Below are 24,716 nucleotides of genomic sequence, written 5' to 3'. Positions count from 1 at the left end.
CGACCAGGCGAGACGTGGTACCGGCACCCGGAACTCCGGGCGCCGAATGCGGGATCAGTCGACGTAGAGCGAACTCACCGACTCGCCGAAGGCGATACGGCGAATGGTCTCGGCCAGCAGTTCGGCCACGCTCAGCTGACGAATCTTGGCGCAGCTGCGCGCAGCTTCGTTCAGCGGAATCGTGTCGGTGACCACCAGCTCGTCGAGCTGCGAATTGTTGATGTTGTCCACTGCCGGGCCGGACAGCACCGGGTGGGTGATGTAGGCCACCACCTTGAGCGCGCCGCGCTGCTTCAGCGCTGCGGCGGCGGCGCACAGGGTACCGGCGGTGTCGACCAGGTCGTCGACCAGCACGCAGGTCTTGCCCTGCACATCGCCGATGATGTTCATCACCGTGGCAACGTTGGCGCGCGGACGGCGCTTGTCGATGATGGCCAGATCCGCATCGTCCAGGCGCTTGGCGACGGCGCGCGCGCGCACCACGCCGCCCACGTCCGGCGATACCACGATCAGGTTGTCGGTGCCGTAGGCGCGCCAGATGTCGGCCAGCAGCAGCGGCGAGGCATAGACATTATCGACCGGCACGTCGAAGAAGCCCTGGATCTGGTCGGCGTGCAGATCGACCGTCAACACGCGGTCGGCCTCCATTGCGCAGATCATCTTGGCGGCGACCTTGGCGGTGATCGGCACGCGCGAGGAGCGCATGCGGCGGTCCTGGCGCGAGTAGCCGAAGTACGGGATGACCGCAGTCACCGACGCGGCGCTGGCGCGCTTGAGCGCGTCGATCAGCACCAGCAACTCCATCAGGTTTTCCGCGCTCGGCGCGCAGGTCGGCTGGATCACGAACACTTCCTGCCGGCGCACGCTTTCTTCGATCTCGACCTGCACCTCGCCATCGGAGAAGCGCGTGACCAGCGCCTTGCCCATGCGGACGCCGAGCTCCTTGCAGATGCTCAGGGCAAGCGGCTTGTTGGCATTGCCGGAGAACACCAGCAGGTTACGTTGGTCTTGCATGGGATCTCTCGGGCGGCGGCAAAGAGCGTGCGGGCGATGATGGAGCTGGACAAAGCCGACCAAATGCCGGGCTTCTTGTTCAATCCCCGCACATGGATGTGCGGGCTGTTGCAGAGGGACCTGCATATACGGCTGTTGCAGGGGACCTGCATGTACGACTGTTGCAGAGGGACCTGCATCAACAACTGGCAGGGGCGGTAGGATTCGAACCTACGAATGCCAGGATCAAAACCTGGTGCCTTGGGCCTCTTGGCGACGCCCCTGCATCAAACCTGTCTCGCGTCCAGCGCGTCGAGCAGTGGCGAGTGCGCTGCACCTTCCACGACCCACGCCCTCAGGTTGTCCGGCAACTGCGCCATGGCCTGCTCTGCAGCAGCGCGCGTGGCGAATTCGACGAAACACCCGCTCCCCGACCCGGTCAAACGCGGCGTCCCGATCCTGGACAGCGCCTGGAACACTGCCTCGATGGCGGGTTCACGGCGCCGCAGGACCGGCTCGAACGCATTGTCGAGCAGGGAACCCGAAGCGAAGTCCGCTATTTTCACGGGCGCAGCATCCCGCGTCAATTCCCGTGATTGAAATAAGACCGGGGTGGGCACGTGAATTCCCGGATCGACCAGCACGTAGGACGCCGCCGGGAGACCAATCGGGGTCAGTCGCTCGCCGACACCCTCGGCCCAGGCATTCTGACCGCGCACGAACACCGGCACGTCGGCGCCCAACCGCAGCCCCAACTCGGCCAGCGTCTGGACCGGCAAGCCCAGGCCCCACAAGGTATTCAGCGCGACCAGCACGGTGGCGGCATCCGACGATCCGCCGCCAAAGCCGCCGCCCGCAGGGATGCGCTTGTCGACCCGGATGTCGGCGCCGGCCTGCGTGCCCGCGCTGGATTGCAGCAGGCGCGCGGCCAGGATGACCAGGTCATCGTCTTCCGCCACACCGGGCAGGCTGTCGCCGATGCGCCGGATCAGCCCGTCGTTGCGCACACGAAGATGAATGGTGTCCCCCCAGTCCAGCAGCCGGAACACGGTCTGCAGCAGGTGGTAGCCATCGGTGCGGCGCCCGACAATCTGCAGGAACAGGTTGAGCTTGGCCGGCGCAGGCCACGCCGACCAGCCCGTCTCCAGCGCGGACATCAGGGCGATACCGTCCATTGATCGACCAACAGGCGCACCTTGGCCTCGCCGTTGCGGGCTTCGATGCGCTGCGGCAGCTCGGGTTGCCCGGCGCCGGCCGGCGCCCAGGCGAGAAAGTCGATGGTCCAGCCATCCTGCTGCACGGTACGCGGTCGCCCGGCCGCATCCAGATCGGCGCGTTCGGCACCGGCGTCGGCGATGCGCAGCGCGCGCACCCAGTCCGGCATCTGGTTGACCGGGATGGTCCAGCCGGTCGCTTCAAGCAGCACCTGCTCGGCATCCGGACCGCTGCGCGGGCCGCCGTCCAGCCCTTCCAGGCGTCCGGCGCCGCTGGCGGTGTCGCCAGTGAGCACCCAACTCTGCCGGGTTACCGGCGCACTGAGCTGCACGCGATACTGCGCACCGTCCTGCTGCCAGTCGATGCGGCCGCTACCACCATTGCTGCCCTTGCTGATCGCCACCCGGCCCTGGAAAGACCAGGTCGGATGCGCCTGCAGCCAGGCCTGGCGTGCGGCTTCGGCCTGCCGCGCACCCTCGGAAACCTGCGCGACCACTGCGGCGCCACCGCCCTGCCCGCGCGGCACGCTGACGCAGGCCGACAGCCCGACCAGCACCAGCCCGCTCAGGGCCAGTGTTCGGATCGTCCCGCTCATAGCCCGAATTTTTCCACGGCGCGTTGCAGCGCGCGGTTGTCCGGATCCAGACGCCGCGCCTCATCGAAGTAGCGCCGCGCCTCCTCCTGCTTGCCGCTGACCCATAGCACCTCGCCCACGTGCGCGGCGATTTCCGGGTCCTTGACCAGCGCCCAGGCACGGCGCAGTTGCACCAGGGCTTCCTTGGTGCGGCCCATGCGATACAGCACCCAGCCGTAGCTGTCGACGATGGCCGGGTTGTCCGGGTCTGCGGTGCGGGCGCGGTCGATCAGCGCCAGCGCTTCCTTGTAGCGGGTGGTGCGGTCGGCCAGGGTGTAGCCCAGCGCGTTCAGCGCCGCCACGTTTTCCGGTTCGGCCACCAGGATCTTGCGCAGGTCGGCCTCGGCACGCGCGACATCGTCGCGGCGCTCCCAGGCCAGGCCGCGGGCATACAGCAGCGCGCCGTCATCCGGATAGGCGGCCAGGCCGCGCTCGAAGGCATCCAGTTCGCCCGCTGCGTCGTCGGCGCGCTGGTGCAGCTCGGCTTCGAGCACGTAGGCGTCGCGACGCGCGTCGTCGTCGGCAGTGGCATCGCTCTGCAATGCGCGCGCTTCGGCGAGCGCCTCGGGCTTGCGGCCCAGTTCGTACAGGGCGCTGGCGGCGCGCAGGCGCGCCTCGCTCAGCTGCGGGCCGCCGGGCACGCCGCGATACCATTCCACCGCCTCGTCGTAGCGCTTGAGGAATTCGGCGATCTTGCCGAGCAGCAGGCGGCGGTCAGGGTCGGGCTTGGCGGCATTGCTCTTGAGCTCGCCGTACAGCGCCTCGAGCGCGGTGCGATCCTTTTCCTTGGCCAGCATGGAGGCACGCAGCCCGTAGGTCTGGGTGTCCTGCGGCCCGGTCGACAACACCCGTGCGGCGGCTTCGGTCTGCCCCATGGCGTCGTAGGCAAACGCCAGCGCGCCACGCAGCTCGGAATCCTTGACCGCCTGCGGCTCGACATTCTTCAGCAGTGCCAGCGCTTCGTCGTTCTTGCCTTCTTGCTGCAGCTGGGTGGCGTGCAACAAGGCAACGCGCGGCTCTTCGGGGAAGCGGCGCACCACTTCGTCGACGATGCGCTTGGCCAGCGCCGGGCGCTCCATGCGCAAGGCAAGCCGGCCGAATTCCTGCCAGGCTTCGATCTGATTGGGGATGGCGCCGGCCTTGACCAGGTCCTCGAGCACGTCGGCGGAGGCTTCCGGCTCGCGCCCGCCATTGGCCAGGGCGATCAGGGCGAAGCGCCAGCCGCGCGGGTCTGGCTCCTTGAGCAGGCCGAGCAGATCACGGCGGGCGGTACGCAGGTCGTTGCGGCGCAAGGCCAGCGAGGCTTCGGTACTGCGCATGGACATCGACGAGGGTGCGCGGGAGCGCCACAGCGCCAGGGCCTCGATCGCACGCGGGTCGTCGTTGGCCAGCATGGCGATGCGGGCGGCCCGTTCGGCCAGCCCGGCGTCGCCGGCCTCGGCCTTGGCGGCGTCCAGGTAGGCGCGGGCGGCATCGTCCAACTGCCCGGCCTGCAAGGCGAATTCGCCGGCGAGCACCGGCTCCAGCGAGGTGGCGCCGGCGCGACCGGGCGGCGGCGCGGGCGGTGCTTTCTTGGGTGCTGCAGTGGCGCTGGCGGAGACTGCGACCAGCAAAAGAACACACAGGATGCGAATCGGTACAGGCATCTGGGGCAACCGGGCCGTAAAATGGGGCCCTGAATGGCCGCCAGCTTATCGCAAGCAACTGAACAATGACGTTGTGGGTGCTCGGACTGAATCACCAGACCGCACCTGTGGACCTGCGCGAACGCGCGGCGTTCGCAGGTGACGCGTTGCCGCGCGCGCTCGAATCCCTGCGCGCGTTGCCGCAGGTACGCGAGGCCGCGCTGCTGTCCACCTGCAACCGCACCGAGCTGTATGCGATGTCCGACGACCCGCACAGCCTGGTGAGCTGGCTGGAAACCCATGCGCCGGGCTTGAGTGGTTACCTCTATCAGCATCAGGAGGAAGCGGCGGTGCGCCACCTGTTCCGCGTCGCCACCGGGCTGGACTCGATGGTGCTGGGCGAGCCGCAGATCCTGGGCCAGGTGAAGGATGCCTGGGCAGTGGCCCGTGCACATGGCGCGCTGGGTAGCGGGCTGGACCGCCTGTTCCAACAGACCTTCTCGGTCGCCAAGCGGGCGCGCACCGATACCCGCGTAGGTGCCAATCCGGTGTCGGTGGCCTCCACCGCGGTGCGACTGGCGCAGGAATCCTTCGCGCGGCTCAACGAATCCACCGTGCTGCTGATCGGCGCGGGCGAAACCATCGAGCTGGCGGCCAAGCATCTGAGCGAAGGCCGCGTGCGCCGCTTGTTGATCGCCAATCGCACACTTGCGCATGCGCAGACGCTGGCCAGCCAGCACGGCGGTTACGCGCTGCCGCTGACCGATCTGGACCGCCATCTGGCCGAAGCCGACGTGGTGTTCTCGGCCACTGCCGCGCGCGAGCCGATCGTGACGCGGGTGCAGGTGGAACAGGCACTGCGCGCGCGCAAGCGCAAGCCGATGCTGCTGTTCGACCTGGCGGTGCCGCGCGACATCGAAGCCTCGGTGGCCGAACTCGGCGACGCCTACCTGTACACGGTGGACGACCTGGAACGTGCGGTGGAAGACAACCGCCGCGGCCGCCGTGAAGCCGCCGACCAGGCCGAAGCCATCATCGACCTGCAGGTGGCACGCTATGTCGAAACCTTGCAGGCCAACGCGCGCCAGGCGCCGCTCAAACGCTTGCGCGCGTTCGGCGACAGCACCCGCGACGAACTGCTGGCCAAGGCGCGCCAGCAATTGCACAACGGCAAGCCGGCCGACGAAGTACTGGAACAACTGGCGCATGCGCTGACCAACCGGCTGCTGCATCCGCCCACCGCCGCGCTGCGCGATGCCGCGCTCAACAACGACCTGGACTTGACCAGCGCGGCCGACCGGCTGTTCCCGGAAAAGCCGGGTTATCGACATCCCCCTGTAGCCACCCCGATCGTGAGGACCGATGACGCCGACCCTGCGCCGTAAGCTCGAAGCGCTGGCCGAGCGCCGCGAAGAACTGCAGCACCTGCTCTCCGACCCCGATGTGGTCAACAACAACGACAGGTTCCGCGCGCTGTCGCGCGAACTGTCGCAGCTGGAGCCGGTGGCCGTGGCCCTGGAAGACGAAGCGCGCGCCAAGGCCGACCTGAGCGCGGCCGAAGCGATGCGCAACGATCCGGAGATGCGCGAGCTGGCCGAAGAGGAGATCGCCGCCGCACAGGCGCGCCTGGAAGAACTGGATGCGCAACTGGCCTTGCTGCTGGTGCCGCGCGACCCGCGCGATGACGGCAACCTGTTCCTGGAAGTGCGCGCCGGCACCGGCGGCGACGAGGCGGCGATCTTTGCCGGCGACCTGTTCCGCATGTACGCGCGCTATGCCGAGCGCCAGGGCTGGAAGGTGGAAATCGAATCCGACAGCCCCGGCGAGCACGGCGGCTACAAGGAAGTGGTGGCACGGGTGGTCGGACGCGGCGCGTACTCGAGGCTGAAGTTCGAATCCGGCACCCATCGTGTGCAGCGCGTGCCGGCGACCGAGTCGCAGGGCCGCATCCACACCTCGGCGGCGACGGTGGCGATCATTCCCGAAGCCGACGATGTGGAAGAGATCGTGATCAACCCGGCCGACCTGAAGGTGGACACCTTCCGCTCGTCCGGTGCCGGCGGCCAGCACGTCAACAAGACCGAGTCGGCGATCCGCATCACCCATGTGCCCAGTGGCGTGGTGGTGGAATGCCAGACCGAACGCAGCCAGCACGCCAACCGCGACAAGGCGATGAAGCGGCTGAAGGCGCAATTGGTGGAAGCCGAACGCAGCAAGGCGGCCGCCGCCGAAGCGCAGACGCGCAAGTTGCAGGTCGGCAGCGGCGACCGCAGCCAGCGCATCCGCACTTACAGCTTCCCGCAGGGCCGCATCACCGACCACCGCGTGGAAGGCCTGACGCTGTACGACCTGCCCAACATCATCGAAGGCGATCTGGATGCACTGATCGCACGACTGCTGCACGAGCATCAGGCCGACGAACTGGCACGGTTGAGCGACAGCCCGTGAGTGCGCAGGTCCCGCGCGAGCTGCTGCAGCTGCGCGAGGCGGTGCGACGCCAGCCGGGCGACTTCATCGCCTGGCTGATGCTGGCCGATGCCGAGCTCGGCATGGGCGCAGTCGTTGCAGGCGAGGCCGCGGTACAACGCGCGCTTGCACTGCAGCCGGGCCATCCGGAAGCGTTGGCGCGGCTTGGCCGGGTGCGCTGGACACAGCAACGGCATGCCGACGCGGCAGCGTTGTTGCAGCAGGCATCGGACCTGGTGCCGCAACATCCGGGCATCGCGCTGTGGCTGGGGCATGCATTGGAAGATGCAGGCCAGGCCGAAGCTGCCGCGGCCGCGTATACGCGTGCGCATCAGCTGCTGCCCGACGAGCCGTATATCGCTGCGCAACTGCTCAACTGGCGACGCCGCCTGTGCGACTGGCGTGAGCTGGATGCGCTCGCTGCGCAGGTGCGCAGTGCCGTGACCCAGGGCGCTGCCGCGGTGGAACCGTTCGCTTTCCTGAGCGAGGACGCCAGCGCTGCCGAACAGCTTGCATGTGCACGGACGCGCGCCCAGGCAGTCGCTGCGATGTTGCGCCCGTTACCGCCGACTGCCATGCGCAGCCAGGGCGGGTTGCGGCTCGGCTTCGTTTCCAACGGGTTTGGTGCGCACCCCACCGGCTTGCTGACGGTCGCGCTGTTCGAAGCGCTGAAGCGCCGGCAGCCGGCGCTACAACTGCATCTGTTCGCCACCAGCCATGACGACCGCAGCGAGATCCGCGCGCGCCTGGCGCAAGCCGCCACGCTGCACGATGTCACCGCGCTCGGGCACCTGGCCACCGCGCAGCACATCCGCGACCAGGGCATCGATTTGCTGTTCGACCTGCGCGGCTGGGGCGGTGGCGGGCGCCCGGAAGTGTTCGCACTGCGGCCGGCGCCGCTGCAGCTCAACTGGCTGGCATATCCGGGCACGTCGGGCGCGCCGTGGATGGACTATGTGCTGGGCGATGCGTTTGCGCTGCCGCCGTCGCTGGAGCCGTTCTACCGCGAGCGCGTGCTGCGCCTGAACGGTGCGTTTCAGCCGTCGGACACCTCGCGCGTGGTCGCCGAGCCGCCGTCGCGGGCGCAGTGCGGTTTGCCCGAGCATGGCGTAGTGCTGTGCTGCTTCAACAACAGCTACAAGCTCAATCCCCGCAGCATGGCGCGCATGCTGGCGGTGTTGCGTGCGGTGCCGGGCAGCGTGCTGTGGCTGTTGTCCGGACCGGGCGAGGCCGATGCACGCCTGCGTGCGGTGGCGCAGACGCAAGGCGTGGCTGCGCAGCGCCTGGTGTTCATGCCGAAGCTGCCGCACGCGCAGTATCTGGCGCGCTACCGGCATGCGGACCTGTTCCTGGATACGCATCCGTACAACGCGCATACCACCGCATCGGATGCCTTATGGGCCGGTTGCCCGGTGTTGACCACGCCCGGCGAGACATTTGCCGCGCGCGTGGCCGGCAGCCTGAATCATCATCTGGGCCTGGATGAGATGAATGTGGCCGATGACGCTGCGTTCGTTGCCAAAGCGGTGGCGTTGGCGGGTGATCCAGCGGCATTGCGTGCGCTGCGTGCGCGGGTGGCGGAGCGTCGGCGCGAGTCGGGCGTGTTCGATATGGATGGGTTTGCCGACGGGTTCGCGGATCTGATGCAAGCACTCGCGCGCCAACATGGTTGGTTGGGTAACTAGTGGGCTGCTTGCCTTTCCAAGAGTAGATGGCTGCCCTCCGCTGCACCATCACCCCAACCCCTCTCCCGGGGGAGAGGGGCTCGAGAGCGACTCGTCCGTTGTGCGGCTTCACGCCGTGGTGCTGTACCCGGTCGTTCCGGCTCGCTAGGCTTGGGGCATGCCTTCCAATCCCGACTTCATTCCCTTGCACCTGTGCGTGCTGACGGTGTCCGACAGCCGCACGCTGGCCGATGATCGCTCCGGCGACTATCTGGTCGATGCCCTCACTCACGACGGTCACGTGCTGCACGAGCGCGCCCTGTGTCCGGACGATCGCTACCGCATGCGCGCGATCGTCTCTGCGTGGATCGCCGATGCGCAGGTCGACGGGATCCTGATCACTGGCGGCACCGGCTTTACCGGCCGTGACAGCACGCCGGAGGCGATCACCCCGTTGCTGGACAAGACCATGCCCGGTTTCGGCGAGTTGTTCCGCGCGGTCAGTGTCGACGAAATCGGTACCTCGTCACTGCAGTCGCGCGCGTTTGCGGGGCTGGCCAATCACAGTTTCGTGTTCTGCCTGCCCGGCTCCACCTCGGCCTGCCGCACGGCCTGGGAAAAGATCGTGCGTGCGCAGCTGGATGCGCGGACCAAGCCCTGCAATCTGGCGACACTGCGTCCACGTCTGGGCGAATAGCCTGCGCGCTCCATCGCTGTTGGAACGCGCATGTCGCACCTGAAACGCAAGGCCTACAAGAAGTTGCTGGCACCGCTGCAGCTGGAACTGGTCAACATGGCGCGCTGGCTGCGGCATACCAACCAGCGCGCGCTGGTACTGGTGGAAGGCCGCGACACCGCCGGCAAGGGCGGTGTGATCCAGGCCATCGCCAGCCATCTGAACCCGCGCCAGTGCCGGGTGGTGGCGTTGCCGACACCCAACGATCGCGAAAGCACGCAATGGTATTTCCAGCGCTATGTGGCGCACCTGCCGGCGGCCGGCGAGTTGGTGCTGATGGATCGCAGCTGGTACAACCGCGCCGGCGTGGAACGGGTGATGGGCTATTGCACCGACGCGCAATACGACGCGTTCCTGGAGCAGGCGCCGCGCTTCGAACAACTGCTGGTCGACGACGGCATCCTGTTGTTCAAGTACTGGCTGTGCGTGGATCAGGCCGAGCAGGAACAGCGCTTTGCCGAACGCCAGGAAGATCCGCTCAAGGGCTGGAAGCTGTCGCCGGTGGACCTGCAGTCACGCAGCAAGTACGAGGACTACACCGCCGCGCGTGAGCGCATGCTCGAGGTGACGCATACGCCGGACGCGCCGTGGACGCTGGTGGATTTCAACGACCAGAAGCGCGGCCGGTTGAGCCTGATCCGCAATCTGCTGGATCGGCTCCCGGACACCGCGGTGCCAGATGACACGCTGCAGCTGCCGCCACTGGACGGCAAGCCGCACAAGGAACGTTACGGCGTGCTGGAACCGATCGACGATTACGCCGGCCAGTCCTGAGAGATCTCGTCGCTGGCCGCGGTGGCGCGCGGCAACGGATACAGGCCGGCCTGGCGTTCGGCCTGCTCGGCCTGCAGCACCAGCTGGCTCAGGCGCTGACTGAACAGCTGCATGAAACCGCGATGCAGCGGGCGCATCGCTTCGATGTAGTCGACGTCGTCGGCCTGCGCACCGAGCGGGCTGCAGGACGACAGCAGCACTTCGTCCAGGCGTAGCGCGCTGTCGGGCAAACGCACCAGCGCGGCGCGGCGCAACCAGTCGCGCATGCCCTGGCGGTACTCGGCAGCCAGGATGTAGGCCACTTCGACCTGATCCAGGTCCACATCCGGGTTCCATGCAAGCACCTGGATGACCTGCGAGCGCTCGTCCAGCATGCGGCTCTCGGCAACCAGACCGTGCAATTGCTGCAGCAGACGCCACTGGACGCCGGCCGCCTCGCGCTGCGGGGCTGGCATGGTCTCGATCGCCAGCGCTAGGCGGCGTGCGAACAGTGCCGGCACTTCGGCCAGGACGATCGGGCCGGCATCGGCGCCGAGCAGGAAACGTTCGGTGCGCAGCGTGGCGGTGTCGGGCAGGTAGCCGTCCTGCAGCGGGCGCATCACGCCGTGGTCGAGCAGCGACAGCACCACGTCCAGCCAATAGCGACGCTCCTGTTGCAGCGCGCGGTTGGCGGTGGCGTTCTGCCAGGCCGGACGGAGATCGTCCAGACGCGCGATGCAGGCCTGGGCATCGAGGGTGTCCCAGGGCGCGCGGGTGGCGTCGTTGGGATCGAAATTCTCCACGTTGAGCATGCCGCCGCCGAAACGGTGCCAGGCTGCGCCGCGTTGGGTGCCGGCGGGATCCGGCCTGGAGGCCGACAGCGGCACCGCGGGGGCCGGGCGCAACAGGGCTGCGTAGGCGTCGGCCCAGGAATCGGGCAGACGCGCCGACAGCGGATAGCTGGCAGCGGACGCGCCCAGGCCGTGACGTGCGAGCTTCAGGCTCCACAGCACCGCAGCGATCACGATGCCGCCGAAGATCCAGGCCAGCAGCCAGCTGGTGGCCGCCTGCCCCGGCTGCAGCACGCGGGTCTGCGGCTGCAGAAACAGCAGCCAGCCACTGCCCGACAGGACGCCCAGGTACAGCCATGGCGCCAGCTGCGCCAGGCGACGGTTGCGGGTAGGCAGTTCCTGCCCGTCGGTGTGATCTTGAGATGGAGCGGCCATATATTCCCCCTGCACGCCTGATCGCGCTGACAAGGTTATCGGCGACGCATCGCAAGTCTGTTGGCCTGCTCGACTGGCGGCGACTCAGCCAGTTACAAATTCTTCAGTCGGCGGCGGCGCGCAGGGCGTGCGGGTCACCGCCGCGACCCTGGCCGCCGGCGGGCCTTGCCATAACCAGGTTTCCAGCGCATCCAGCGCGGCGTCTGGCCCGGCGGCGACCACTTCCACGCTGCCGTCGGGCTGGTTGCGCGCATGCCCACGCAGGCCCAGCGCAACCGCACGCTCGCGGGTGGAGGCGCGGAACCACACGCCCTGCACCACGCCGGTGACGATAAAGCGCGCCGCCTGCATCAGCCGGCCTTGCCGGTGATGCCCACCGCCGTCTCGATGTCGCGTGCGGTCACCGGGCCGAGGAACTGCTTGGCCACCTTGCCGTCCGGCCCGATCAGATACGTCATCGGCAAGCCGCGCGGCGTGGCGAAGTCCTGCGGCGGCTGGTAGGGGTCGAGGATGGCGATCGGGTACGACACCGGGTGGTCCTTCAGGAACGCCTGCATGTCGGCGCTGCTGATGTCTTCATAGGCCAGGCCCACCACTTCGACGGTGTCGCGCATGGTGTGCAGCGCCGACAGCTCGGGCATTTCCTTCAGGCACGGCGCGCACCAGGTGGCCCAGAAATTGACCACCACCCACTTGCCGCGATGCGCGGCCAGGTCGTAGGCCTCGCCGGTCACGGTCGGCAGCGACAGCTTGGGCATCTCGGCGGTCTGCTGCACCACCGAGGTGTCGGTTGGGCTGGCCGGGTCGGCGGGAGCGGCCGGCTTTTGCGGCGTCTGTGCGGTGGTCGCCGGCGCTGCACCGCCGGCGGAGGGCGTGCCCTCGCCGGTGGGCTTGCAGGCGGTCAGCAGCAACAGCGGCAACAGCAGCGCACAGGCGCCGCGCACAAGGCGCACGGTCATGGGAGGTCTCCGGGAAGGTGGGTGTAGAGGTCGCCGACCGGTTGCGCCAGCACGCTGCGCAAGGGTTGGCGCAGTTGTTCCAGCGCAGCGGCAGCGGCCTGGCCGTAGGCATCGTCGCGGCACGGCAGGGGGCGGTCTTCGATCGGCACGCGCAGCTGGCAGCTTTCGTAGAGTTCGGCCAGCGGCACCACGTCCAGGTCGCGCGCCAGCAGCCATTGGCCGCGCTCGTCGCGGCGCAACAGGCGGATGCGTTTGAGTTCGCACAGCAACTCCTGCATCAGCGTGTCGGTGAGCATCGGCTCCAGCGCCAGGATGCGGTCTTCATCCAGGCCGTTGCCGTGGATGCGTGCCTGGCGGAAGCGGCCGAGCAGGCGCAGCAGGCCATAGATCTCGAAACCCGGCGGCAGCCGCATCGCTTCGGGCTGGTAGCGGAATGCCGCCATCGAGGAGGCCAGCGAGGCGCCCAGCAGCACCGAGACCCAGCTCAGGTAGATCCACAACAGCAGGATCGGCAGCGCCGACAGCGCGCCGTAAATGCGCTGGTAGGTCTGGAAATTGCCCAGATAGAAGCCGAAGCCCCATTTGACGATTTCCATCAGGATCACCGCCAGCAACGCGCCCGGCAGCGCATGCCGCAGGCGTACCCCATGCTGCGGCACCACGCGGTAGATCAGCACGATGCAGACGAATTCCACCGCCATCGGCGCCAGCCGCCAGGCGAATTCGGCCAGCCACTGGCCTTCGGTGGTGCGGAACAGCGGCAGCGCGAACACGTAGGCGGCCATCGCCATCGAGGCGGCGGCCAGCATCGTGCCCAGGGTCAGCACCGTCCAGTAGATCAGGAAGCGTGTCACCTTCGGCCGTGCGGCGGCCACCCGCCAGATGCTGTTGAAGGTCTGCTCGATGCTATGCAGGGTGATCAGCAGCGAGGCCACCAGCGCGACCATACCGGCCACGGTGAACTTGCCCAGATCCTCCAGCGAACGATTGAGGTAGTTCTGCACCGAGCGTGCCGCGCCGGGCACGAAGTTGTTGAAGATGAAGTCGGTCAGCGCGTCCTTCCACTCGTTGAAGGCCGGGAACGCCGACAGCACCCCGAACACCACGATCGCCAGCGGCACCAGCGCGAACACCGTGGTGTAGGCGAGCGAGGCGGCCGCCTGGAACAGGCGGTCGTCGAGAAAGCGGCGCCACAGGAAGCGCCCGAAGCTGACCGTCCGCGCGCGGTCGCGCAGCCGTTCTTTCCATTGGTGGATTTTGTTCACGCGCAACATCGCGCAAGGGTACCCGATGCGCCGTCATCGCGGCCTTGCCGCAACTGCGGCGTGCAGGCAGGCGGTGGCTTGGCCGATACTGCGGCAACTCACACAGGCGGTAGATGCGCGATGGCGGAGATTCTGGTGCTGTATTACAGCCGTGGCGGTTCGGTGGCGCGGCTGGCGCGGCAGATCGCGCGCGGCATCGGCGAAGTACCGGGCATGGGCGCGCGGCTGCGCACGGTACCGCCGGTAGCGGCGGTGACCCAGACCAGCGCCCCGCCGGTGCCGGACGAGGGCGCGCCGTATGTGGACAAGGCCGATCTGGCCGAGTGCAGCGGCTTGCTGCTGGGCAGCCCGACCCGCTTCGGCAACATGGCCGCGCCGATGAAGCATTTCCTCGACGGCCTGGGTGCCGAGTGGGCCAGCGGCATCCTGGCCGGCAAGCCGGCAGGCGTGTTCACTTCCACCGCCTCGATGCACGGCGGCCAGGAATCCACCTTGCTGTCGATGCACCTGCCGCTGCTGCACCACGGCTGCCTGATCGTCGGCATCCCGTTCACCGAGCCGGCGCTCAGCCATACCACCAGCGGCGGCACGCCGTATGGCGCCAGCCATGTCTCCGGTGCCGGCGACGACCCGCAACCGAGCGAGGACGAAGCGCTGCTGGCGCGTGCGCTGGGTCGCCGGGTGGCCGATATCGCCCGGCGCCTGGCCAGCCCATGAGCGTGCGTGCCACGCACTGGCTGCTGACGGCCGCGCTGATCGCGCTGACGGTGCTGTTCGTGAGCTGGTTTCACGACGACCGCCACCGCACCGCGGCGCTGCTGGTGTTCGCACTGCCGCCGGCGCTGATGGCCGCGCTGGCGCTGCGCAGCGCACGTGCGCGTTTCTGGGCCGGCGTGTTCGCGCTGGGCTGGTTCAGTCACGGCGTGATGGCCGCCTGGAGCCAGCCGCAGGCACGTGGGCTGGCCTGGCTGGAAGTACTGCTGGCCCTGCTGGTGGTGGCATTGGTGGGCGGCCCCGGCATGGCGGCGCGCTTCGGCCGCAAGCGCCCTCCACGTTGACCCGCTTGGGCAGCACCCGCGCCGGGGTCGTATCATGACGGCCCTCGCGCGGCCTGCACCGCGCCCGTTTGAAGGACCCGCAGCAATGGAAGACCTCCTGATCGTCACCACCGGTGGCACGATCGACAAGATCTACTTCGACGACAAATCGGACTACCAGATCGGCGACCCGCAGATCGGCCAGATCCTCAAGGAGCTGGGCGTGACCTTCCGCTTCTCGGTGATTCCGATCATCCGCAAGGATTCGCTGCACATCACCGACGCCGACCGCGAACTGGTGCGCGCCACCATTGCCGCCCAGCCGACCCGCCACGTGCTGATCACCCACGGCACCGACTCGATGGTGGAAACCGGCAAGGTGCTGCAGTCGATCGCAGACAAGACCATCGTGATGACCGGCGCGCTCAATCCGGCGCGCTTTCGCGGCTCCGATGCCGAGTTCAACATCGGCTGCGCGGTCGGCGCGGTGCAGTCGCTGCCGGCGGGCGTGTACATCGCCATGAACGGGCGCATCTGGAATCCGGAAAAGGTGCGCAAGAACGTCGCCGCCAACCGCTTCGAATCGCTCTGACGCCATGAGCAAGGCCACCCGCGCGACCAAGGCATTGGATGCCGCCGGCGTGGCCTATGTGTTGCACCCCTACGCCTACCAGGCCGATGCCGACGCGAAGGGCGTGCAGGCGGCGAACGCCCTGGGACTGGTGCCGCACACGGTGCTGAAAACATTGATGGCCTGGGTCGACGACGAGGCGGTGTGCGTGGTGATTCCGTGCGATCGCCGGGTGTCGCTGAAGAAACTGGCCAGTGCCTGCAACGGCAAGTCGGCGCGCATGATGGAGGTGGCCGATGCCGAGCGTCGCACCGGCTACAAGGTCGGCGGCATCAGCCCGCTGGGGCAGCAACGCCAGGCGCCGGTCCTGATCGAAGCCAGTGCACTGGATGCCCCGTCGCTGTGGATCAACGCCGGGCAACGCGGCTTGCTGCTGGAATTGCCGGGCGATGGCATCGTTGCCGCATTGCGGGCGCGGCCCTGCAGTGTTTGCGACTAGCCGCGGCGAGACACCGCGCCGCGTGCGGGCCGGCTGACGCAAGCCGGCATCTGGAAATCCAAAGGTGGCTCCGGTTCGCGGCAGCGATCACGCACCTCCGCTGCGGCGTGAGGCATCGCCAGCGCCACATGGCCGATGCAAGATCACGCCCCAAGGATGACCGGAGTCCTGCACGCCACCGGCGCAGGACTCCGGGCACGCTCAGTACGTGGCCACCAGCGTGACCGCCGAGAACGCCAGCGTGGCCTTGAGCCGCACGTAATACACCCCTGGCGCGGGTGCGCTCAGCGTGCAGCTGTCGGCATTGCCCACCACCGCAGTGCGGCAGTTGTAGGCGGTATCGCTCGGCAATGCGCCGGCACGCAGCGACAGGTCGGCATTGCCGCTACCACCGCTGAGCGCCACCCGCAGGCTGCGCGTGCCTGCGGGCACGTTGACCTGGTAATACAGCGAGCCACCGGTGGCTGCGGCCAGGCCGTTGCGTGCTGCATTGCTGGTCAGGGTGGTCGAGGCGATCACCGCAGCCACCGCACCATCGGCGTTGACCAACCCTGCCCCACACCCCTGCGGACACGCCACCGGCAATGCACGCGCCGTGCTCTTGAGCATCGCTTCGACGCTGGCCGCACTGAGCGGATTGAGCGCCACCGACTGCATCAATGCCACCACGCCAGCCACATGCGGCGCCGCCATCGAGGTGCCGCTGTAGACCGCGTAACCTGGGGTGCCCACCGCCGTGCTGCCGCTGTTGAGCGTGGACAGAATCGCCTGCCCCGGCGCGGCGATATCCACGCCCTGGCCGAAGTTGGAAAAGCTGGCCTTGGCCCCGGCCGAGGTGGTCGCCGCCACCGCGATCACGTTCGGGCAATTGGCCGGCACGCTTTTGGATACGTCGATATTGCTGTTGCCGGCAGCCACCACCACGCTGGTGCCGCGCGACACCGCGCTGGCGATCGCATTGCTCAAGGTGGTGGAACAGGAACCGATGCCGCCCAGCGACAGGTTGATCACCCTGGCCGGGGTCGGATTGGCCGGCACGCCGGACACCGTGCCGCCGGAGGCCCACACGATCGCATCGGCGATGTCGGACAGGTAGCCGCCGCAACGGCCCAGCACGCGCACCGGCAGCACCTTTGCATTGAACGCCACGCCCGCAGTGCCGGCGCCATTGTTGGCGGCGGCCGCGACGATGCCGGCCACATGGGTGCCATGCCAGCTGGAACTGGACGCGCTTGCGCCGCTGCCGCACTCGTTGGCCGCGGCCCAGTCGCCCGGATCGGCGGCATCGGTATCGCGCGCGTTGCCATCGCGGGCGATGAAGGCATCGCTGATGAAGTCATAGCCAGCCAGCACATTGGCCGACAGCTCCGGATGCGCGGTCACGCCGGTATCGATCACCGCCACCACCGCGCCCTTGCCGGTGGCCTTGTCCCAGGCCGGGCGCACGTTGATGCCGGCGCTGGTGGTCCCCAGCGCCCATTGCTCGGACAGGCGGCTGTCGTTGGGCACCAGCATCGGGCGCAGCAGCATGTCCACTTCCACGCGCTTGACCGCCGGGTCGGCCGCCAGACGACGCATCAGGGTTTCCGCATCGACCCGGTCCAGCGCGCGATCGGCCACCAGCAATTGCGGCCCGACCCCGAGCCAGCGCGACGACGACAGGCCAAGCGCTCGCCCGCGCCGCGCCGGCACCGCACGGGCGATCTCACGCAGCGAGCCACTCAGGCGCCCACGGTTGCCGGCGCTGCTGTCCTTGTAGCTGACGATGAACGCTGATGGGCGGACGCCGACCCCAGCCCCTGCAGGCTGACGTCGCCAGCAAATGCAGGCGCAGTGCCGCATAGCAGTGCACAGGCCAGCGCGACATGGCGCAGCCCCTTGAACGGTAAATAACGCATGGATCGACCCCTCCCCGGGATGTCGTGGTGCAAACGAGGGCACATCTGTGCCGCCCTTGCATCGTGGTGAGGCGCGCCGACTGGCGTCGCTGCCCACCTGCCCACGCTATCGACCGGGTATGCGCGGACCTGAGCCGGTATCGCTGGCCAGGCGTGGCGAACCACCGGGTTGGTTAAGGTGGCCGCTCGAGAGGCAGATGCCGGCGGCGGCCAGGACCGCGCCGTCCCACCCTCCAGCGCTGCCCCCAAAACGCCATTGCCCCGCACTTTGGCGGGGCAATGGGGGTATCGAGCGTGCTGCAGACACACCGCATCACGCAGACCGCAGCGGTGCCAACGGCTCGGCCGCTGGCACCGCGAGGCGTCTTACGGGGTCTGGCTGACCGCACCGGCCGCGTTGACGATGCCGGCACCGCAGCCGCCCGAGCAGGCGCCCGGCAGCGGACGCGCGGTGTTCTTCAACAGCGTTTCCACCGCCGCCGGGGTCAGCGGACGACTGGCCACCGACTGCACCAGCGCCACCACGCCGGCCACGTGCGGTGCCGCCATCGACGTACCGTTGTAGGAGGCGTAGCTGGCGCTGCCCGGCGTGGTGGTGCCGCTGTTGAGCGTGGACAGGATCGCCGAGCCCGGGCCGGAGATGTCGATGGTGCTGCCGAAGTTGGAGAAGCTCGAACGCGCACCGGCCGAGGTGATCGACGCCACCGAAATCACGTTGGCGCAGCTGGCCGGGGTGAAGTTGGCCACGTTGGCATTGCTGTTGCCGGCCGCCACCACCACCGTGGTGCCGCGCGATACCGCGCCATTGATGGCGTTCTGGTAGGTGCTCGAGCAGGTGCCGTTGCCGCCCAGCGACATGTTGATCACTTCGGCCGGATTGGCATTGGCCGGCACGCCGGAGACGGTGCCGCCGGATGCCCACACGATTGCGTCGGCAATGTCGGAGGTGGTGCCGCCGCACAGGCCCAGCGCACGCACCGGCACGATGCGCGCATTGAATGCGGTCCCCGCCACGCCGGTGCTGTTGTTGGTGACCGCAGCAATGGTGCCGGCCACATGGGTCCCGTGCCAGCTGGAGTTGGCCGCTGCCACGCCGGAGCCGCATTGGTTGGCTGCGCGCCAGTCGCCCTGGTCGGCCGGGTTGTTGTCGCGGCCATTGTTGTCACGCGCACGCGCCGCGTCGCTGATGAAGTCGTAGCCCGGCAGCACGTTGGCGTTGAGGTCCGGGTGGCTGGTGATGCCGGTGTCGATCACTGCCACCACCACACCGGTGCCGGTGGCGGTATCCCAGGCCGGACGCACGTTGATGCTCGAGGCGGTGGTGCCGAAACCCCACTGCTCGGACAGACGGGTGTCGTTGGGGGTCAGCGTCGGGTACATGATCTGATCGACTTCCACGTACTCCACGCTCGGGTCGGCGGCGATCCGGCGCATCAGCGTCTCGGCCTCGGCACGGTCCAGGCCACGGTCAGTCTTGAGCACTTCCGACCCCAGCGCGGTGCGACGCACGTGATTCAGGCCCAGCGCGCGGCCAGCGCGCGCCGGCACGGCGGTGGCGACCGAATTGAGCGATGCGCGCAGCGAGGTCGGGCTCACCGCGGCGCTGGAACCGTCCCGGTACTTGACGATGAAGCGGTCCAGGGTGGGCTGCGAATCCAGCCCGGAAAGATTGACCTGACCAGCAAACGCCGGCACTGCCAGCAGCGAAGTCAGCGCGGACACACCTAGAACCACCAGCGCGCGCGTGGGCGCACGACGTTGCGACACATTGGACATCGATCGTTCCTTAATTGAGAGGTACCGCAATTGCGGCGAGATGGCCAAACCGGCTCCACGTGCTGCGGATCGGGTCAGGCAGTGCACGGGCGCGGGCGCCCGGCGAGACGACTGACCGATGTCCATTCCGGTCGAGCGGCAACACACCGCCGGCGCCTGCCGATGCGGCAGACGTGGGCAATAGGTCGCTGATGGGGTGAAGCGGATCGGATCGGCACTGCCTGGCCGGGGCCAGGCAGTGCCGACGTGCCTCAGTAGCTGGCGCGCAAGGTCACGCCGGAGAACGTGCTGTACGCCTTGAGGCGCACGTAGTAAGTGCCAGACGGCGCGCTGATGCTGCAGGTCTCGGCATTGCCGCTGCGGTACGGACGGCAGGTGTAGGTGGTGTCGGTCGGCGCACTGCCGGCACGCACGTACAGGTCTGCATCGCCGCTGCCGCCGCTGATCGCCACGGTCAGCGTGCCGCTACCGGCCGGCACTGCAATGGTGTAGTTCAGTTCCGCACCCGTGGCTGCGCCCAGTCCGGTGACCGGCGTGCCGTTGGTCAGGGTGTTGCCGGTGCCGCCACCGCCGCCGCCATTGCTGCCACTGATGGCGGCAGTCACCGCCGCATCCGCATTGACGATGCCGGCGCCGCAGCCGCCCGAGCAGGCGCCCGGCAGCGCACGCGCGGTGTTCTTCAACAGGGTTTCCACGGCGGCCGGCGTAAGTGCGCTCGGCGCGACCGACTGCACCAGCGCGACCACGCCGGCCACATGCGGCGCCGCCATCGAGGTACCGTTGTAGGACGCGTAGCTGGCGCTGCCCGGGGTGGTGGTGCCGCTGTTGAGTGTGGACAGGATCGCCGAGCCCGGCGCCGACACGTCGATCCCGGTGCCGAAGTTGGAATAGCTGGCCTTGGCGCCGGCCGAGGTGGTGGCTGCCACCGCGATCACGTTGGCGCAGTTGGCCGGCAGCGAACCGGACACGTTGGCAGAATCGTTGCCTGCCGCCACCACCACCGTGGTGCCGCGCGATACCGCACCGCTGATCGCATTCTGCATGGTGGTCGAGCAGGTACCGCCGCCGCCAAGCGACATGTTGATCACTTCGGCCGGATTGGCGTTGGCCGGCACGCCGCTGACGCTGCCGCCGGAGGCCCAGATGATGGCGTCGGCGATATCCGACAGCGAGCCGCCGCACTTGCCGAGTACGCGCACCGGCACGACCTTGGCGTTGTAGGCGGTCCCCGCCACGCCGGTGGTGTTGTTGGTCACTGCGGCCACCGTGCCGGCCACATGGGTGCCATGCCAGCTGGAGTTGGCGGCGGGAATACCGGAGCCGCATTCATTGGCGGCGTACCAGTCGCCTTCGTCGGCGGGATTGCTGTCGCGCCCGTTGCCATCGCGCGCCGTGGCGGCATCGCTGATGAAGTCGTAGCCCGGCAGGATGTTGGCGTTGAGATCGGCATGGGTGGTGATGCCGGTGTCGATCACCGCCACCACCACATTGGCGCCGGTGGCCTTGTCCCAGGCCGGGCGGATATTGAGGCCGGCATTGGTGGTGCCGAAGGCCCACTGCTCGGACAGGCGGGTGTCGTTCGGGGTCAGCGTGGCGTGCAGGATCTGGTCAACTTCCACGCTCTGCACGTTGGGGTCGGAGGCCAGTTGGCGCATCAGGGTCTCGGCTTCGGCACGGTCGAGTGCACGGTCGGCCTTGACCAGCTCCGGTCCCAGCGCCAGGCGGCGCACCGAGTTCAGGCCCAACGCCTTGCCGGCCTTGGCCGGAACAGCGCGCGCGGCGGTGCGCAGCGAGGTGCTCAGCGCGGTTGGACTGGCCAGCGCGGTGCTGCCGTCCTTATAGGTCACGATGAATTTCTGGTGGGTTTGGGCGGTGGCCAGGCCATCCAGATACACCTCGCCGGCAAAGGCCGGGGTTGCCAGCAACAACGAGGTCAGCGCAGCTGCGCTCAGGATGGTCAGTGCGCGGGGGCGCTTGCGGAAAGACTCGTTCGACATCGAATTCCCTTCTAGATCAAAGAGAACCGCCGTAGCGGTGGTAGCCGGTGCCGCCTTCCATAGGTCAGCACCGAGGTCCCGGACCGATCCCCTGTTATCGATCCGTTCAGCGAACCTACCGCACTACAACCAGACTGGACAATAAGAAGTTCGCACTTTCGAAAAATTAAATATCAGATTTGTGACACCGTACGGCACCGTTCAGCCAGTTGACGACACATCCGGACATGAATTGGCACACACCTGCTGCGTTGCCCCAAAAAAAAGGCCCCTGCGCGACCGCACAGAGGCCTTTTTTGACGCGATGCGCTGGCTCAGGACAGACGCACCAGCCAACCGTGGCGGTCCGGGACGCGCCCGTACTGGATGTCGGTCAGCTCCTGGCGCAGCGACATGGTCACCTCGCCGGCCGGTGCGGAGAGATCGCCGACCGCAAAGCCATCGCCCTTCAGCTCGCCGATCGGGGTGACCACGGCAGCGGTGCCGCAGGCGAACACCTCGGTGATCTCGCCCGACGCCACGCCCTGCTTCCACTCGTCGATGGCGACCTTGCGCTCGATCACCTGCATGCCGCGATCGCGGGCCAGTTGCAGGATGCTGTCGCGGGTGATGCCTTCCAGGATGCTGCCGGACAGTTCCGGCGTCACCAGCGTGCCGTCCTTGTAGACCAGGAACACGTTCATGCCGCCCAGTTCCTCGATGTATTTGCCTTCCACCGGGTCCAAGAACAGCACCTGCGAGCAGCCTTGCGCATAGGCCTTCTGCTGCGGCAGCAGCGAGGCGGCATAGTTACCGCCGCACTTGGCCGCACCGGTGCCGCCCTTGGCCGCACGTGCGTACTCGGTGGACAACCAGATCGACACCGGTGCCACGCCCTTGGCGAAATACGGACCGGCGGGACTTGCGATGACGTAGTACGAGGCCTTGTGCGCCGCACGCACGCCCAGGAACGCCTCGTCGGCAATCATGAACGGGCGGAAATACAGGCTGGTTTCCGGCGCCGACGGCACCCAGCTCGCATCCACCGCCACCAGCTGGCGCAGCGATTCGACGAACAGGTCCACCGGCAGTTCCGGCAGCGCCAGCCGCCGCGCCGAGCGCTGCAGCCGCTCGCCATTGGCCTGCGGGCGAAAGGTCCAGATCGAGCCGTCGGCATGCCGGTAGGCCTTGATGCCTTCGAAGATTTCCTGGCCGTAATGCAGCACCGAGGCGGCCGGATCCAGCTGCAGCGGGCCATACGCGCGTACCTGCGCGTCGTGCCAACCAAGCTCGTTGGTCCAGGAAATGGCGACCATGTGGTCGGTGAAATGCAGCCCGAAGCCGGGCGCGGCCAGGATCACGGACAGCTCGTCGGCACTGCGCGGCGACGGGGAACGGGTGGAAGCGAAGGACACGGACACCGGAAGATTCCTGTATGGCGGGCGAAAGGACGCGGCGCCACCTGTTGGACATGGCGCCTGACGGTCAGAGCATGCCGGTCTCGAGACGGGCTGCTTCGGACATCATATGCCGGCCCCACGGCGGGTCGAAGACCAGCTCGACGTCGGCCTCGGCAATGGTCGGGATCATCTCCACCTTGCTGCGCACGTCGTCGACCAGGATCTCGCCCATGCCACAACCGGGCGCGGTGAGGGTCATCTTGACGTCCACCCGGCGCTGGTCGTCTTCCTCGCGATGGCTGACCACCGCCTCGTAGACCAGTCCCAGATCGACGATGTTGAACGGGATCTCGGGGTCGAAACAGGTGCGCAGCTGCTGCCACACCAGTGCCTCCACCTCTTCGTCGCTGGCATCGGCGGGCAATTCCAGCCCCGGCGGGGCCTCCTTGCCGATCGCATCGCCATCCTTGCCGGCAATGCGGAACAGGTTGCCTTCGACAAAGACCGTATAGCTGCCACCCAGCGCCTGGGTGATATAGCCGTAACTGCCTGCGGGCAGGGTCACCGAATCGCCCTGCGGCACCATGACGGCATCGCAATCGCGTTCGAACTGGACGGGTTCGCTGCTACGGGAGTACATGGGCTGGATATGGGGCCGCGGCGGATGCGCGCAAGTCCGCCATTCTAGCCGACCACGGCAAGGCCGCTGCCGTTGCGGGATGGAGCCAGCGACGACGCTGCATTCCATCGGCGCGTCCATCACCGCGCAAAGTACAGCGCGCGCTTTATCATGTGCGCACTGTCAGGAGCTCCAATGCCGCCTACCACCGCGTCCGCCAGAACCGCCCACTGGCTCTGGCCCCCGCTCCTGCTGCTGGGATGCGTCACCGCCCTGATCGCCTGGATGCTCATCGCGCTTGCCGTGGGCAACCAGGCCGGCTGGATGGCGGTGCTGGTGGCCCTGGAAATCGTCTGGATGCTGCGCCTGGGCACGCTGGGCGCCGGCCCGTTGCGCATCGGCGTCGCGGTCGTGGCGACCGCGCTGGTCATCGTCGGCGCCAACTGGGGCATCGCCTCGGCGCAGCTGGGTGGCGCACTGGGCCTGGACCCGTGGACCTCGGCACAGAAGATGGGCGCCGGGCTGGCCTGGACCCTGCTGCAACTGGCCAACAACGGTTTCGACCTGCTGTGCTATGCCGCCGCGCTGGTCCTGGCGTGGTGGGCGGCGCGCTGAGTCGGACGCGTTCGCAACGGCTGCCACTCGGCATCCGTTGAAGCTGATGCTTCATGTACACAGCGCAAGTCACGCCGCTCCTGCTTAGCGCTGGCGCTTTATTTTCCTGACGCAGCGATATCCAGGGAGCTGTGCGGCTTGGCGGCGGGGCCCTCGACGCTGCGAGTTTGCTGCAGGGCCCTTGCCGGCCCACCATCGCAGGACACGCCGCAAGTACGTCCATGTAGGCTCTTACGCGGCATCCATGCCGCGTAAGGTCCCGCGACGATGGGCCGGCAAGGACCTGTCGAGATGGTCGGTGGTTTGGTTGCAAGCAAAGCATGGTGTGTGTGTGTTGTTCGGATCACCGTGCGTTCGATCGGCTTTCCAGCACAAACCGGGTAACGGCAGCGGCTCAACAAAGCAACCTGCAAACGTTTCAGCGTCCCAACGCAAGACTTGCAATCGCAACAGGCAGCTTTTCATTCGACCACCGACCAACTTCCTGGTGCGGTGTCCTTGCCGGTTGCGTGACCCTTGGCGGCATGGATGCCGCCAAGGAGCCTCCACGGACGGATTCACGGCGTGTCCCGCAAGCGGTGAAGGCATCGCGCACTCGAAGAGCCGAGCGTTTGACTGTCACTAAGCACTGCTGTGACTCAAAAGCTCGGTGGCTTGTTTCGGGCTGGCTGATAAGACTGGCCAGATGGTGCGGATAGAGCGTTCGTGAAGCAGCCGATCTGCAGCTCAGCTGCAAGGAACTGGCAGCGAGAACACCGCCCCCTCGACCAAGTGGCTTCGCAAATTCAT

The 24,716-nt window shown here is 67.7% G+C and carries 22 protein-coding genes, 1 tRNA gene and 1 pseudogene; 10 read left to right on the top strand and 14 right to left on the bottom strand.

Annotated elements, in window-relative coordinates:
• Window positions 1–54 precede the first annotated feature (54 nt).
• The 5 genes from AC1PLS_RS04840 to AC1PLS_RS04820 all read right to left on the bottom strand — a co-directional run bounded on the left by AC1PLS_RS04840 (window position 55) and on the right by AC1PLS_RS04820 (window position 4,488).
• Window positions 55–1,014, bottom strand: a complete 960-nt coding sequence (locus AC1PLS_RS04840) for a ribose-phosphate diphosphokinase (RefSeq protein WP_481104252.1) — start codon at window positions 1,012–1,014, stop codon at window positions 55–57.
• A gap of 186 nt (window positions 1,015–1,200) precedes the next feature.
• A tRNA-Gln gene (locus AC1PLS_RS04835) sits at window positions 1,201–1,277 on the bottom strand.
• Between the two features lie 3 nt (window positions 1,278–1,280).
• Window positions 1,281–2,168, bottom strand: a complete 888-nt coding sequence (gene ispE / locus AC1PLS_RS04830; RefSeq protein ID WP_184431994.1) for a 4-(cytidine 5'-diphospho)-2-C-methyl-D-erythritol kinase — start codon at window positions 2,166–2,168, stop codon at window positions 1,281–1,283.
• Entirely contained in the window at window positions 2,150–2,803 is a 654-nt protein-coding gene (lolB, locus tag AC1PLS_RS04825) for a lipoprotein insertase outer membrane protein LolB (protein WP_104553648.1), read from the bottom strand. The genes ispE and lolB overlap by 19 nt, the downstream gene beginning before the upstream one ends.
• Entirely contained in the window at window positions 2,800–4,488 is a 1,689-nt protein-coding gene (locus tag AC1PLS_RS04820; RefSeq protein ID WP_349781406.1) for a tetratricopeptide repeat protein, read from the bottom strand. The genes lolB and AC1PLS_RS04820 overlap by 4 nt, the downstream gene beginning before the upstream one ends.
• 65 nt (window positions 4,489–4,553) lie before the next feature.
• Between AC1PLS_RS04820 and hemA the strand changes: the two genes are divergently transcribed.
• The 5 genes from hemA to ppk2 all read left to right on the top strand — a co-directional run bounded on the left by hemA (window position 4,554) and on the right by ppk2 (window position 10,107).
• Window positions 4,554–5,852 carry a glutamyl-tRNA reductase gene (gene hemA / locus AC1PLS_RS04815; protein WP_046345803.1) on the top strand — a complete coding sequence of 433 codons (1,299 nt, stop codon included), beginning with the start codon at window positions 4,554–4,556 and terminating at the stop codon, window positions 5,850–5,852.
• The gene (prfA, locus tag AC1PLS_RS04810; RefSeq protein ID WP_046345802.1) at window positions 5,830–6,915 is read left to right on the top strand and encodes a peptide chain release factor 1; all 1,086 of its coding nucleotides are present in this window, start codon (window positions 5,830–5,832) and stop codon (window positions 6,913–6,915) included. The genes hemA and prfA overlap by 23 nt, the downstream gene beginning before the upstream one ends.
• The gene (locus AC1PLS_RS04805; protein ID WP_184431998.1) at window positions 6,912–8,618 is read left to right on the top strand and encodes an O-linked N-acetylglucosamine transferase family protein; all 1,707 of its coding nucleotides are present in this window, start codon (window positions 6,912–6,914) and stop codon (window positions 8,616–8,618) included. The genes prfA and AC1PLS_RS04805 overlap by 4 nt, the downstream gene beginning before the upstream one ends.
• 157 nt (window positions 8,619–8,775) lie before the next feature.
• Window positions 8,776–9,294 carry a molybdenum cofactor biosynthesis protein B gene (moaB, locus tag AC1PLS_RS04800; RefSeq protein ID WP_024938580.1) on the top strand — a complete coding sequence of 173 codons (519 nt, stop codon included), beginning with the start codon at window positions 8,776–8,778 and terminating at the stop codon, window positions 9,292–9,294.
• A gap of 30 nt (window positions 9,295–9,324) precedes the next feature.
• Entirely contained in the window at window positions 9,325–10,107 is a 783-nt protein-coding gene (gene ppk2, locus AC1PLS_RS04795; RefSeq protein WP_024938581.1) for a polyphosphate kinase 2, read from the top strand.
• On the opposite strand, the gene AC1PLS_RS04790 is transcribed toward ppk2, so the two are convergent.
• The 4 genes from AC1PLS_RS04790 to AC1PLS_RS04775 form a co-directional block, all read right to left on the bottom strand.
• Window positions 10,089–11,312: a hypothetical protein gene (locus AC1PLS_RS04790; RefSeq protein WP_126966979.1), complete on the bottom strand. Its 1,224-nt coding sequence runs from the start codon at window positions 11,310–11,312 to the stop codon at window positions 10,089–10,091. The two genes, ppk2 and AC1PLS_RS04790, sit on opposite strands and share 19 nt — an antisense overlap.
• A gap of 84 nt (window positions 11,313–11,396) precedes the next feature.
• A complete protein-coding gene (locus AC1PLS_RS04785; protein WP_024938583.1) occupies window positions 11,397–11,663 on the bottom strand; it encodes an acylphosphatase in 267 nt (88 codons plus the stop codon).
• Window positions 11,663–12,271 (bottom strand): TlpA family protein disulfide reductase, encoded by a 609-nt coding sequence (locus AC1PLS_RS04780; RefSeq protein WP_104568879.1) that lies wholly within the window; start codon window positions 12,269–12,271, stop codon window positions 11,663–11,665. Before AC1PLS_RS04780 ends, AC1PLS_RS04785 begins: the two co-directional genes overlap by 1 nt.
• Entirely contained in the window at window positions 12,268–13,545 is a 1,278-nt protein-coding gene (locus tag AC1PLS_RS04775; RefSeq protein WP_024938585.1) for a YihY family inner membrane protein, read from the bottom strand. Before AC1PLS_RS04775 ends, AC1PLS_RS04780 begins: the two co-directional genes overlap by 4 nt.
• A gap of 51 nt (window positions 13,546–13,596) precedes the next feature.
• Here AC1PLS_RS04775 and wrbA point away from each other — a divergent pair, with 51 nt between their 5' ends.
• The 4 genes from wrbA (at window position 13,597) to ybaK (ending at window position 15,643) form a co-directional block, all read left to right on the top strand.
• Window positions 13,597–14,253, top strand: a complete 657-nt coding sequence (gene wrbA, locus AC1PLS_RS04770) for an NAD(P)H:quinone oxidoreductase (protein ID WP_184432000.1) — start codon at window positions 13,597–13,599, stop codon at window positions 14,251–14,253.
• The gene (locus AC1PLS_RS04765) at window positions 14,250–14,594 is read left to right on the top strand and encodes a DUF2069 domain-containing protein (RefSeq protein WP_047128204.1); all 345 of its coding nucleotides are present in this window, start codon (window positions 14,250–14,252) and stop codon (window positions 14,592–14,594) included. The genes wrbA and AC1PLS_RS04765 overlap by 4 nt, the downstream gene beginning before the upstream one ends.
• Window positions 14,595–14,679: 85 nt before the next feature.
• The gene (locus AC1PLS_RS04760; RefSeq protein WP_016900703.1) at window positions 14,680–15,165 is read left to right on the top strand and encodes an asparaginase domain-containing protein; all 486 of its coding nucleotides are present in this window, start codon (window positions 14,680–14,682) and stop codon (window positions 15,163–15,165) included.
• A gap of 4 nt (window positions 15,166–15,169) precedes the next feature.
• Complete coding sequence (ybaK, locus tag AC1PLS_RS04755; RefSeq protein WP_054591331.1) at window positions 15,170–15,643, top strand: Cys-tRNA(Pro) deacylase; 474 nt, start codon at window positions 15,170–15,172, stop codon at window positions 15,641–15,643.
• Between the two features lie 201 nt (window positions 15,644–15,844).
• Here the strand turns inward: ybaK and AC1PLS_RS04750 are convergent.
• The 5 genes and pseudogenes from AC1PLS_RS04750 to sufT all read right to left on the bottom strand — a co-directional run bounded on the left by AC1PLS_RS04750 (window position 15,845) and on the right by sufT (window position 23,333).
• A pseudogene (locus tag AC1PLS_RS04750) lies at window positions 15,845–17,541 on the bottom strand (S8 family peptidase).
• Between the two features lie 366 nt (window positions 17,542–17,907).
• Window positions 17,908–19,317, bottom strand: coding sequence for a S8 family peptidase (locus tag AC1PLS_RS04745; protein ID WP_024938590.1), 1,410 nt, complete (start codon window positions 19,315–19,317; stop codon window positions 17,908–17,910).
• A 251-nt stretch (window positions 19,318–19,568) separates the two neighbouring features.
• Window positions 19,569–21,314 (bottom strand): S8 family peptidase, encoded by a 1,746-nt coding sequence (locus AC1PLS_RS04740; protein WP_024938591.1) that lies wholly within the window; start codon window positions 21,312–21,314, stop codon window positions 19,569–19,571.
• A gap of 314 nt (window positions 21,315–21,628) precedes the next feature.
• A complete protein-coding gene (locus AC1PLS_RS04735) occupies window positions 21,629–22,714 on the bottom strand; it encodes a branched-chain amino acid aminotransferase (protein WP_039523741.1) in 1,086 nt (361 codons plus the stop codon).
• A 64-nt stretch (window positions 22,715–22,778) separates the two neighbouring features.
• Entirely contained in the window at window positions 22,779–23,333 is a 555-nt protein-coding gene (sufT, locus tag AC1PLS_RS04730) for a putative Fe-S cluster assembly protein SufT (protein WP_016900709.1), read from the bottom strand.
• A 174-nt stretch (window positions 23,334–23,507) separates the two neighbouring features.
• Here sufT and AC1PLS_RS04725 point away from each other — a divergent pair, with 174 nt between their 5' ends.
• Window positions 23,508–23,927 (top strand): hypothetical protein, encoded by a 420-nt coding sequence (locus AC1PLS_RS04725; protein ID WP_481104251.1) that lies wholly within the window; start codon window positions 23,508–23,510, stop codon window positions 23,925–23,927.
• The last annotated feature ends 789 nt before the right edge of the window (window positions 23,928–24,716 follow it).

This window comes from Xanthomonas sp. NCPPB 3218 (assembly GCF_056725185.1).
Note: the sequence above shows the minus strand (reverse complement) of the source record. Positions and strands in the feature narration are given on the sequence as shown.

Excerpts from the sequence above, each read along its gene's own strand:
- AC1PLS_RS04840 (WP_481104252.1), bottom strand. The coding sequence starts at position 1,014 with ATGCAAGACCAACGTAACCTGCTGGTGTTCTCCGGCAATGCCAACAAG.
- ispE (WP_184431994.1), bottom strand. The coding sequence starts at position 2,168 with ATGGACGGTATCGCCCTGATGTCCGCGCTGGAGACGGGCTGGTCGGCG.
- lolB (WP_104553648.1), bottom strand. The coding sequence starts at position 2,803 with ATGAGCGGGACGATCCGAACACTGGCCCTGAGCGGGCTGGTGCTGGTC.
- AC1PLS_RS04820 (WP_349781406.1), bottom strand. The coding sequence starts at position 4,488 with ATGCCTGTACCGATTCGCATCCTGTGTGTTCTTTTGCTGGTCGCAGTC.
- hemA (WP_046345803.1), top strand. The coding sequence starts at position 4,554 with ATGACGTTGTGGGTGCTCGGACTGAATCACCAGACCGCACCTGTGGAC.
- prfA (WP_046345802.1), top strand. The coding sequence starts at position 5,830 with ATGACGCCGACCCTGCGCCGTAAGCTCGAAGCGCTGGCCGAGCGCCGC.
- moaB (WP_024938580.1), top strand. The coding sequence starts at position 8,776 with ATGCCTTCCAATCCCGACTTCATTCCCTTGCACCTGTGCGTGCTGACG.
- ppk2 (WP_024938581.1), top strand. The coding sequence starts at position 9,325 with ATGTCGCACCTGAAACGCAAGGCCTACAAGAAGTTGCTGGCACCGCTG.
- AC1PLS_RS04790 (WP_126966979.1), bottom strand. The coding sequence starts at position 11,312 with ATGGCCGCTCCATCTCAAGATCACACCGACGGGCAGGAACTGCCTACC.
- AC1PLS_RS04785 (WP_024938583.1), bottom strand. The coding sequence starts at position 11,663 with ATGCAGGCGGCGCGCTTTATCGTCACCGGCGTGGTGCAGGGCGTGTGG.
- AC1PLS_RS04780 (WP_104568879.1), bottom strand. The coding sequence starts at position 12,271 with ATGACCGTGCGCCTTGTGCGCGGCGCCTGTGCGCTGCTGTTGCCGCTG.
- AC1PLS_RS04775 (WP_024938585.1), bottom strand. The coding sequence starts at position 13,545 with ATGTTGCGCGTGAACAAAATCCACCAATGGAAAGAACGGCTGCGCGAC.
- AC1PLS_RS04765 (WP_047128204.1), top strand. The coding sequence starts at position 14,250 with ATGAGCGTGCGTGCCACGCACTGGCTGCTGACGGCCGCGCTGATCGCG.
- AC1PLS_RS04760 (WP_016900703.1), top strand. The coding sequence starts at position 14,680 with ATGGAAGACCTCCTGATCGTCACCACCGGTGGCACGATCGACAAGATC.
- ybaK (WP_054591331.1), top strand. The coding sequence starts at position 15,170 with ATGAGCAAGGCCACCCGCGCGACCAAGGCATTGGATGCCGCCGGCGTG.
- AC1PLS_RS04745 (WP_024938590.1), bottom strand. The coding sequence starts at position 19,317 with ATGTCCAATGTGTCGCAACGTCGTGCGCCCACGCGCGCGCTGGTGGTT.
- AC1PLS_RS04740 (WP_024938591.1), bottom strand. The coding sequence starts at position 21,314 with ATGTCGAACGAGTCTTTCCGCAAGCGCCCCCGCGCACTGACCATCCTG.
- sufT (WP_016900709.1), bottom strand. The coding sequence starts at position 23,333 with ATGTACTCCCGTAGCAGCGAACCCGTCCAGTTCGAACGCGATTGCGAT.
- AC1PLS_RS04725 (WP_481104251.1), top strand. The coding sequence starts at position 23,508 with ATGCCGCCTACCACCGCGTCCGCCAGAACCGCCCACTGGCTCTGGCCC.